This is a genomic window from Amycolatopsis orientalis DSM 43388, assembly GCF_000411975.1.
Lineage (GTDB): Bacteria > Actinomycetota > Actinomycetes > Mycobacteriales > Pseudonocardiaceae > Amycolatopsis > Amycolatopsis orientalis_D.
Window position 1 is genome coordinate 35,871 of the sequence record NZ_ASXG01000154.1, and the last position, 9,995, is coordinate 45,865.

8 protein-coding genes are annotated in these 9,995 nt (G+C 69.1%); 3 read left to right on the forward strand and 5 right to left on the reverse strand.

What is annotated here, in order from left to right; all coding sequences use genetic code 11:
* Positions 1-9: 9 nt before the first annotated feature.
* From ilvC to L942_RS30555, 3 genes are read right to left on the reverse strand one after another with little or no spacing between them, the layout of a single operon-like run.
* A complete protein-coding gene (gene ilvC / locus L942_RS30545) occupies positions 10-1,023 on the reverse strand; it encodes a ketol-acid reductoisomerase (protein WP_037367175.1) in 1,014 nt (337 codons plus the stop codon).
* A 42-nt stretch (positions 1,024-1,065) separates the two neighbouring features.
* Positions 1,066-1,572, reverse strand: coding sequence for an acetolactate synthase small subunit (ilvN, locus tag L942_RS30550; RefSeq protein ID WP_037367176.1), 507 nt, complete (start codon positions 1,570-1,572; stop codon positions 1,066-1,068).
* Positions 1,569-3,455, reverse strand: a complete 1,887-nt coding sequence (locus L942_RS30555; protein WP_037367177.1) for an acetolactate synthase large subunit — start codon at positions 3,453-3,455, stop codon at positions 1,569-1,571. Before L942_RS30555 ends, ilvN begins: the two co-directional genes overlap by 4 nt.
* 324 nt (positions 3,456-3,779) lie before the next feature.
* On the opposite strand from L942_RS30555, the gene L942_RS30560 reads away from it, so the two are divergent.
* Positions 3,780-4,346, forward strand: a complete 567-nt coding sequence (locus L942_RS30560; protein WP_051166376.1) for a PH domain-containing protein — start codon at positions 3,780-3,782, stop codon at positions 4,344-4,346.
* 73 nt (positions 4,347-4,419) lie between these two features.
* The gene (gene ilvD / locus L942_RS30565) at positions 4,420-6,264 is read left to right on the forward strand and encodes a dihydroxy-acid dehydratase (RefSeq protein WP_037367179.1); all 1,845 of its coding nucleotides are present in this window, start codon (positions 4,420-4,422) and stop codon (positions 6,262-6,264) included.
* A 706-nt stretch (positions 6,265-6,970) separates the two neighbouring features.
* Here the strand turns inward: ilvD and L942_RS30570 are convergent.
* Both L942_RS30570 and L942_RS30575 read right to left on the reverse strand, forming a co-directional pair.
* The gene (locus L942_RS30570) at positions 6,971-7,543 is read right to left on the reverse strand and encodes a DoxX family membrane protein (protein WP_081655296.1); all 573 of its coding nucleotides are present in this window, start codon (positions 7,541-7,543) and stop codon (positions 6,971-6,973) included.
* A 105-nt stretch (positions 7,544-7,648) separates the two neighbouring features.
* Positions 7,649-8,557, reverse strand: coding sequence for a 2-hydroxyacid dehydrogenase (locus tag L942_RS30575; RefSeq protein WP_037367180.1), 909 nt, complete (start codon positions 8,555-8,557; stop codon positions 7,649-7,651).
* A gap of 58 nt (positions 8,558-8,615) precedes the next feature.
* On the opposite strand from L942_RS30575, the gene L942_RS30580 reads away from it, so the two are divergent.
* Positions 8,616-9,824 (forward strand): PQQ-dependent sugar dehydrogenase, encoded by a 1,209-nt coding sequence (locus tag L942_RS30580; protein WP_037367386.1) that lies wholly within the window; start codon positions 8,616-8,618, stop codon positions 9,822-9,824.
* The last annotated feature ends 171 nt before the right edge of the window (positions 9,825-9,995 follow it).

A 9,995-nucleotide genomic window follows, 5' to 3' on the forward strand; every position in this document is an offset into this window, starting at 1 on the left:
GGAAACCGGTCAGGCGGTCTCGGTGATCGGCCGGTCCACCCACGACATCAGGTCGCGGAGCTTCTTGCCGGTCTTCTCGATCGGGTGCTGGTTGCCCTGCTCCTCGAGCTTCGTGAAGTTCGGCCGGCCGGCCTCGTCCTCGGCAACCCATTCGCGGGCGAAGGTGCCGTCCTGGATCTCGCCGAGGATCTTCTTCATCTCCTCCTTGACGGCTGGCGAGATGACGCGCGGGCCGCGGGTCAGGTCGCCGTACTCGGCGGTGTCGGAGATGGAGTAGCGCTGGCGCGCGATGCCGCCCTCGTACATGAGGTCGACGATCAGCTTCAGCTCGTGCAGCACCTCGAAGTAGGCGATCTCCGGGGCGTAACCCGCCTCGGTGAGCACCTCGAAACCGGTCTGCACCAGCGCGGACGCGCCGCCGCACAGCACGGCCTGCTCGCCGAAGAGGTCGGTCTCGGTCTCCTCGGTGAAGGTCGTCTTGATGACGCCGGCCCGCGCGCCGCCGATCGCCGCGGCGTAGGAGAGCGCGAGCGCCTGGGCGTTGCCCGAAGCGTCCTGCTCGACCGCGATCAGGCAGGGCACGCCCTTGCCGTCCACGAACTGACGGCGGACCAGGTGGCCCGGGCCCTTCGGCGCGACCATCGCGACGTCGACGTTAGCCGGCGGCTTGATCAGGTCGTACCGGATGTTGAAGCCGTGGCCGAAGAAGAGCGCGTCGCCGTCCTTGAGGTTGGCCGCGATGTGCTCCTCGTAGATGAAGCGCTGCTTCGTGTCCGGCGCGAGGATCATGATCACGTCGGCCTCGGCGGCCGCCTCGGCGACCGACAGCACGCGCAGGCCCTGTTCCTCGGCCTTCGCCCGGGACTTGGACCCCTCCTGCAGGCCGATCCGGACGTCGACGCCCGAGTCGCGCAGGCTGAGCGAGTGCGCGTGGCCCTGGCTGCCGTAGCCGATCACGGCGACCTTGCGACCCTGGATGATCGACAGGTCGGCGTCGTCGTCGTAGAAGATTTCCACTGCCATGGGGGGTACTACTTCCTTCCGTACTTACACGAAATCTGAGGTTCAGCGGGGAGAAGCGGCGGTGATCGAGCGGGCCCCGCGGCCCACCGCGACCATGCCGGACTGGACGAGTTCGCGGATGCCGTACGGCTCCAGCATCCGCAGCAGCGCGCCGATCTTGTCCGACGTCCCGGTCGCCTCGACGGTGAGCGCCTCCGGCGAGACGTCCACCACCTTGGCGCGGAAGAGCTGGACGGTCTCGAGGACCTGGCTGCGCACGGTGGCGTCCGCCCTGACCTTCACGAGCAGCAGTTCGCGCTGCACCGCGCTGCCGGCTTCCAGCTCGACGATCTTGATCACGTTCACCAGCTTGTTGAGCTGTTTGGTCACCTGTTCGAGCGGTAGCTCTTCGACGGCGACCACGATCGTCATCCGGGACACCTCGGGGTTCTCCGTGGGCCCGACAGCAAGGGACTCGATGTTGAAGCCGCGGCGGGAGAACAGTCCGGACACCCGGGCGAGCACCCCGGGCTTGTTCTCGACCAGCACGCTCAGCGTGTGGACGCTCATGCTTGCTCTCCCTCCGCGGCCGCGGCCTCGGCAGCTTCCTGCGAAACCTCGTCGTCGTCGAACAGCGGCCGGATGCCGCGGACGGCCATGATCTCGTTGTTCCCGGTGCCCGCGGCGACCATCGGCCACACCTGGGCATCCTTCCCCACGACGAAATCGATCACGACGGGGCGGTCGTTGATCTCCATCGCGCGTCGGATCGTCGCGTCGACGTCTTCCTTGGTCTCGCAGCGCAGGCCGGCGCAGCCGAGCGCCTCGGCCAGCAGCGTGAAGTCCGGGATGCGGTGCTTGTGCGTGCCGAGATCGGTGTTGGAGTACCGCTCGGAGTAGAACAGGTTCTGCCACTGGCGGACCATGCCGAGGTTGCCGTTGTTGATCACGGCGACCTTGATCGGCGCGCCCTCGATGGCGCACGTGGCGAGTTCCTGGTTGGTCATCTGGAAGCAGCCGTCGCCGTCGATCGCCCACACCTGCGTGTCCGGCAGGCCGAACTGCGCGCCCATCGCGGCCGGGACGGCGAAGCCCATGGTGCCGAGCCCGCCGGAGTTGATCCAGGTGCGCGGCTTCTCGTACTTGACGAACTGCGCGGCCCACATCTGGTGCTGCCCGACGCCCGCGGCGTACACCGCGTCCGGGCCGACCAGCTCGCCGATCCGCTCGATGACGTACTGCGGCGAGAGCGAACCGTCGTCGGGCCATTCGTAGCCCGCCGGGTAGTCCTCGCGCCACGAGTCGACCTGCGTCCACCAGTCCGTGAGGTCGGGACGGGCGCGCTCGAACTCGGTCTTCACCGCTTCGATCAGCTCGCCGATGATCTCCTTGCAGTCGCCGACGATCGGCACGTCCGCCTTGCGGTTCTTGGAGATCTCGGCCGGGTCGATGTCCGCGTGGACGATCTTCGCCTCAGGCGCGAACGACGACAGCTGGCCGGTGACCCGGTCGTCGAACCGGGCGCCGAGCGCGACCAGCAGGTCCGCGCGCTGCATCGAGGCGACCGCGGCGACGGACCCGTGCATGCCGGGCATGCCGACGTGCTGGCGGTGCGAATCGGGGAACGCGCCGCGCGCCATCAGCGTGGTCGCGACCGGGATGCCAGTCAGCTCGGCGAGTTCGCGCAGCTGCTCGGACGCCTCGGCCTTGATCACGCCGCCGCCGACGTACAGCACCGGCCGCCGGGCCTGCGCGATCAGCTTCGCGGCCTCGCGGACCTGCTTGCCGTGCGGCCGCAGCGTCGGGCGGTAGCCGGGCAGCCGCAGTTCGGGCGGCCAGGAGAACGAGGTCATCTCCTGCAGCACGTCCTTGGGGATGTCCACCAGCACCGGGCCCGGACGGCCGGTCGCGGCCAGGTGGAACGCCTCGGCGATCGCCCGCGGGATCTCCGCCGGGTCGGTGACGAGGAAGTTGTGCTTCGTGATCGGCATGGTGATGCCGCAGATGTCGGCTTCCTGGAACGCGTCGGTGCCGATCAGGCCGCGCGACTGCTGCCCGGTGATGGCGACGACGGGAACCGAGTCCATGTTGGCGTCGGCCAGCGGGGTGACGAGGTTCGTGGCCCCCGGGCCCGAGGTGGCCATGCAGACGCCGACCTTGCCGGTGGCCTGCGCGTAGCCGGTCGCGGCGTGCCCGGCGCCCTGCTCGTGGCGGACGAGGACGTGCCGGACCTTCGTGGAGTCGAGCAACGGGTCGTAGGCGGGAAGGATGGTGCCACCCGGAATGCCGAACACGACCTCCGCGCCGACCGCCTCGAGCGAGCGGACAAGCGACTGCGCGCCGGTGACGCGCACCGGCGTGCCCGCCGGCGGGGCGGGCTTCGGACGTGCTCCGGGGACACCGGGCGCGGTCGGCCCGGGCTTCGCGTCGCTGCGCGACGTGGCACTGGTCATCGGTTCTGCCTCGTGGGTTCTCGGTGTCACTCGTTCGGGTTGTCTGGGCCGTACTTCCGGTCGGGGAACCGGTTTCACGCAACAAAAAACCCTCGCCGACCGTAAGGTCGCACGAGGGTCGCGCGTCGACGCAGAGGACTCTTCCTAAGCGTCGGCGCGCTTGGGAAGTACGAGACCGGTCTGCGTAATCACGGCCCCGACGTTAGTCGCGCGCCCGGGCGAGTGTCAACTCTACGGGACGGCGGTTCCGCATCGTGGACGGCCAGTACTGCCGCCGCGCGACCCGGACGCAGGTCACTCCCGGCGTCGGTGCACCATTCCTTCGTGGCCAAGAAACAGCAGGACCAGCGCGCGGACGAGGGCCGGAAGGCCGTGTTCCGGATTCCGACCACGGCGTATCTCGCGATCGGTCTGCTGACCGTCTGTGTGACCCCTGTCGCACTGGGCGAGATCGGCGGATTCCAGTGGCTGTACGTCTTCCCGCTCGCGCTGCTCGTGTTCGTCGCGCGCACGCGCACCGTCGCGACCCGCGAAGGACTGCACGTCCGGACCGTCTTCGGAAGCCGCGACCTGCCGTGGTCGTCGCTCAAGGGCCTGGCGATCACGAACAAAGCCCGCGTGCGCGCAGTCCTCGGCGACGACACGCAGGTCAGCCTTCCCACAGTGCGGACGCGGCATCTTCCGGTACTGGCGCTGGTGAGCGAGGGCAAGATCAAGGACCCGTCGGGCGTGCTGAGCGACGAGGAGCTCACCGGGCAGAAACCGGCGGCCGAAACCGCGCCGGATGCTGCCGGGAAGCCCGCCCCGGAACCCTCTCCGGAGCCCGCCGAACCGGAGCCCTCGGCCGACGCGGAACGGACCGGCGGCGGCAACGGCAAACCAGCCGAGTAGAATTGGTAGGACCAGTTTGCGGAGCCGTAGTTCCCCTCCGCCTGGGTCCAGCCTTCTGACCTGGGAGAATGCCGTGCCGCACCTCCGTTCCCGGACCACCACCCACGGCCGCAACGCGGCGGGCGCACGCTCGCTCTGGCGTGCGACCGGAATGACCGACAGCGATTTCGGCAAGCCGATCGTCGCGATCGCCAACTCTTACACCCAGTTCGTGCCCGGCCACGTGCACCTCAAGGATCTCGGCGAGATCGTCGCCGAGGCGGTCGCCGAGGCCGGCGGCATCGCCCGGGAATTCCACACGATCGCGGTCGACGACGGCATCGCGATGGGGCACTCGGGCATGCTCTACTCGCTGCCCTCGCGCGAGATCATCGCCGACTCGGTGGAGTACATGGTCAACGCGCACCAGGCCGACGCGCTGGTGTGCATCTCCAACTGCGACAAGATCACGCCGGGCATGCTCAACGCCGCGATGCGGCTCAACATCCCGACCGTGTTCGTCTCCGGCGGTCCGATGGAGGCCGGCAAGGCGGTGGTCGTCGAAGGCGTCGCGCAGGCTCCGACCGACCTGATCACCACGATCGCGGCGTCCGCGAACTCCGCGATCGACGAGGCCGGCCTGTCCGAGGTCGAGCGTTCCGCCTGCCCGACCTGCGGTTCGTGCTCCGGCATGTTCACCGCGAACTCGATGAACTGCCTCACCGAAGCGCTGGGATTGTCCTTGCCGGGCAACGGCTCCACGCTCGCGACGCACGCGGCCCGGCGTGAGCTGTTCTCCAACGCCGGACGCACGGTGGTCGAACTGTGCAAGCGCTGGTACGGCTCCGATGACGAATCCGCGTTGCCGCGTTCGATCGCCACGAAGTCGGCGTTCGAGAACGCGATGGCGCTCGACATGGCCATGGGCGGGTCGACGAACACCGTGCTGCACATCCTCGCCGCCGCGCAGGAGGGCGAGGTCGACTTCACGATCAGCGACATCGACGCCATCGGACGGCGGGTGCCGTGCCTGTCGAAGGTCGCGCCGAACTCCGATTACCACATGGAAGACGTCCACCGGGCCGGCGGAATCCCCGCCATCCTCGGCGAGCTGTACCGCGGCGGACTGCTGAACACCGACGTGCACGCGGTCCACGCGCCGGACCTCGCCACGTGGCTGAACGAGTGGGACATCCGCGCCGAGTCCCCGTCGGAGAAGGCGCTGGAGCTGTTCCACGCCGCGCCGGGCGGGGTCCGGACGACGCAGGCGTTCTCGACGGAAAACCGCTGGTCGTCCCTGGACACCGACGCCGCCGGCGGCTGCATCCGCGACATCGAACACGCCTACACGAAGGACGGCGGCCTCGCGATCCTGCGCGGCAACCTGGCCGAGAACGGCGCCGTGATCAAGGCCGCGGGCATCGACGAGGACCTGTGGCACTTCCAAGGCCCGGCGCGCGTGCTGGAGAGCCAGGAGGAAGCCGTGTCGGCGATCCTCAAGAAGGAGATCCAGCCGGGCGAGGTGCTGGTCATCCGCTACGAGGGCCCGGCAGGCGGTCCCGGCATGCAGGAAATGCTGCACCCGACGGCGTTCCTCAAGGGTTCGGGCCTCGGCAAGAAATGCGCCCTGATCACCGACGGCCGCTTCTCCGGCGGCTCCTCGGGCATCTCGGTCGGCCACATCTCGCCGGAAGCCGCCGCGGGCGGTCTGATCGGCCTGGTGGAGAACGGCGACCAGATCGTCCTGGACGTCCACGAGCGCCGGCTCGAACTGCTGGTCGACCCTGAGATCTTGGCCGAGCGGCGGGCGAAGATGGAAGCCTCGGAGCGTCCGTGGCAACCGAAGGACCGGCAGCGCCCGATCACCTCGGCCCTGCGGGCCTACGCCCGGATGGCCACGTCGGCCGACACCGGCGCGGTTCGGGATCCGAACCGCTGATTCCTGCTGCTTCGGGGAAGGGCCCGCACGTGGTGTGCGGGCCCTTTTCCGTGTCGCGGTTAGAGGGTTCGACCGCTGGCACCTCGGGTGTGCTGCCGCCGAATGCCGGTCGACGCGATTCGCCATTCAACGGCTAACCGTCACAGCGGCCTGCTCGAGTCCCTCCGGCTTACAACATTCGCCGCTCAACGGCGAACGGCCCAAGTGGCCTGCTCGAGTCCCTCCGGCTCCCAGCATTCGCCGCTCAACGGCGAACGGCCCAAGTGGCCTGCTCGAGTCCCTCCGGCTCCCAGCATTCGCCGCTCAACGGCGAACGGCCCCAGCGGCCAGCTTGCGTCCCCCGGCTTCCAGCGTTCGCCGCTCAACGGCGAACGCTCTCTACGGCCAGCCCAAGACACCATTCGCCGCTCAAGGGCGAACAGGTATCCCCGGGTCAGCCTGCGCCTCCGAACGACCCCGGTTAGCCGTTGAACGGCCACCGCCCGCCCGCCGCGAGTCGAGCCCCGCACCGCGGCCTCGCCAGGGTCTACCGCCGCCACTCACGAGCCGCTCCGGCCAGCGCTGAATCCCCGGAACATGGCCCTGACCAGGCATTCGCCACTAAACGGCAACACGTCGACGACCTGGTCGCCGACCGGAGCCGCCACCAACCAACCCCATCGCCTCCAGCCGAGTCCGCAAGCTCAGCACGCAGGCTCCAGCGGGGTCAGCGAGTCAAAACGATGACCACCACAGACGCAGCCGCGGCCAGCAGCAACGAGATGAGACCGAGCGGCAACGGCCGCTTCCGCCACGGAGTGTTCCGCTCCAGCGAGACGGAGCCCGCCCCGGTGAAGATCAGCGTCAGCGCGCACAGGCCCAGCAGCAGCTCGTACTCCCAGCCCTGACCGGTGCCCTCGAAGAAGCCGCCGTGGAACTTCGCGTAGACGATGTTCGCGGCCACACCCAGCAGGCCCGCCGCGGCGAGCGGCGTGAACAGGCCGACGATCACCAGCGCGCTGCCCGCGACCTCGGTGATGCCGGTGATCCAGGACAGCAGCGTCGTCTGTTTGTGGTACCCGAACATCTCGAGCACGTGCGCGAACCCGCCGACGCCCGGACCGCCGAATGCGCCGAACAAATGCTGCAGGCCGTGCGCACCCATGATCACGCCGAGCCCCAGGCGCAAGACGAGCAGGCCGAAGCCGAGACCGCCCTGCCGCGGTTCGTCGTAGTCGCCGGCAGAGTCCTCGACCCCGGACAGCACGCTGGTCTGGTAGTCGTCCCCTTGAGTGGTCACGCGGCGAAGATTAGGGGATTCCGCCGTACCCCGCGAGCGAGCACGCCGAGGTCAGGGGCTCTTTCAGGGTTCACCCTGAGTGCCGGGCCGACGTCCGGGAATTGATCAGTATTCGCCGCGCACGAGATTGCCAGGTAGCTCGCCGCCAGCGTACCGGGCGATTTCCGCCGCTGCCACCAAATAAGCGCGCCGCCGGACGCCCCGCACCGCACCGGCTACATGCGGCGTCAGCACGAAACCGGGCGCTTTCCACAGCGGATGGTCGGCTGGCAACGGCTCGGGATCGGTCACATCGAGCGCGGCGCGAAGCCGTCCCGCCGCGAGCTCCGCCGCCAGCGCTTCGGTGACCACGACCGGCCCCTGAGCAGCATTGACCAGCACCGCGTCGTCCTGCATCGCCGCAAGGAAATCGGCGTCGACCATGCCCCGCGTCCGCGACGTGAGGGGGACCATCATGACCACCACGTCGTGGTGCGGCAGCAGTTCCGGTAACTCATCGACACCGTGCACGCCCTCGCGCGCCGACATCCCGACCATCGTGCACCGGACGTCGAACGGTTCCAGCCGCCGGCGTAATTGCCGCCCGACATCTCCCGCCCCGACGATCAATACTCGTTTGCCCTGCAACGTGTCGGACGGCAACTGCTCCCAGCGCCCAGCCCGTTGCGCCGCCGCGTAGACGTCCAGATTCCGGTACATCGACAGCCGGACCCCGACGACCCACTCCGCCATGCTTCCCCCGTGCGCGCCACGGCAAGTGGACAGCAGAACACCATCCGGGACGCGGCCGATCCAGTCTTCCGCGCCGGCGGTCAGGAGCTGCACCAGCTTGAGGTTCGGCAAATCGTTCCAGATGTCGTCGCCCGCCGACTCCATGGCCGGGACGAGCACCTCGGCTTTCGCGGCCTCCGGCGGCAGCGGGCGGCCCCATACGTAGCGCACCGCGTGGACGAGGGGGATTTCGGACAGTACGGCCATGCCCTCGTCGTCCGGAACCAGCACGGTGACTGTCATGATCACCACGGTAACCACTTACCAGTGGCTCACGCCGGGCCACCTAGGCTGGGGCATCATGCGTACCCGGTACCGGTGGTCGGCGCCGCTGGCTCTCCTCGCCTGCGGCGGCCTCGTGCTTTCCGGCTGCGCGCGGTTCGACGACACCGCCGCGGGCCAGACGTTCACCCCCGCGCCGGTGCCGAGCCCGGAGTCTCCGCCGCAGGTCCAAGAGCACGGCGACGGACCCGGCAGCGGTCCTCCCACCGGCCCCGCGCAAGCGCCGCCTTCACCGGTTCCGCCTCCGCAGGGCTGCAAGGACTTCGACAAGGCCGTCATCGCCACGTGCCTGGACACAGTCGCCGCCGTCGCCGGACTTCCCGGCGAGGGATCCGCGCCCGCCGCTCTCGCCGGTGAACGGAAAACCGGCCGCGTCATGCTGGCCAGCTCTGGGCATGACACGACAGCGTTCGCGCAGCTGGACGTCCAAGCCGACGGCGACGGCGGGCTCACCAGCCTGGCGCTGTCGCCCAGCTACGTCGAGGACCAGCTGGTCTTCGCCTATGTCACCACGGCGTCGGACAACCGGGTCGTGCGGTTCGCCAAGGGCCAGACCCCGAAGCCGGTGCTGACCGGAATCCCGAAGGGCTCGACCGGCAACCGCGGCGCGCTGGCCGGCGACGGAAGCGGCGCACTGCTCGTCGCGACGGGCGACGCCGGGAACCCCGCCGCGGCCGCGGATCCGAACTCCCTGGCAGGCAAGGTCCTGCGCATCGACGTGTCCGGTAAACCGGCGAGCGGCAACCCCACGCCCGGATCCGCCGTCTACGCGTCCGGCCTGCACTCCCCCGGCGGTATTTGCCGTTCGTCCGACGGGAAGCGCGCCTGGGTGACCGATCACCCAGCCAACGGCCCGGACGCCGTGTATCGCCTCCAGTCCGGACAACCGCTCAGCACGCCCGCGTGGACCTGGCCGGACAAGCCCACGCTCGGCGGCTGCGTCGATTTCGTCGACGCGAACGGCATCCTCGGCATCGCGTCGTCCACCGGCTTGCAGAACGTGCCGGTCAACAAGGACGGAGCGGTCACCGGCAAGCCGACGGTCACCCTCGACGGCAAAAGCAAGTCCGCCACGACGTACGGCCGGCTCTCCGCGATGAGCATGGTCAACCCGCAGCTGGCCGTCGCCGGAACCGTCAACAAAGACGGCGGCAAACCGGTCTCCAGCGACGACCGGGTGGTCCTGATCGTGGTGAGCGACACGGGCGGCGGTCCGGGCAAGGACTGACACCGAGGGTGCCTTCCGGAGCCATTGCCGGGCTTGAAAGCGCGTTGACCTGCTATTAGCCGTTTAGTGGCGAGAGCCGATCCGGTCGACGCGGCCGGCGGCATCGCAGTCGGTGGCATTCAGCCTTGCGCGAGCTGGCCGTCGAGCATTCCCTGCCAACAGCGAGCTCGG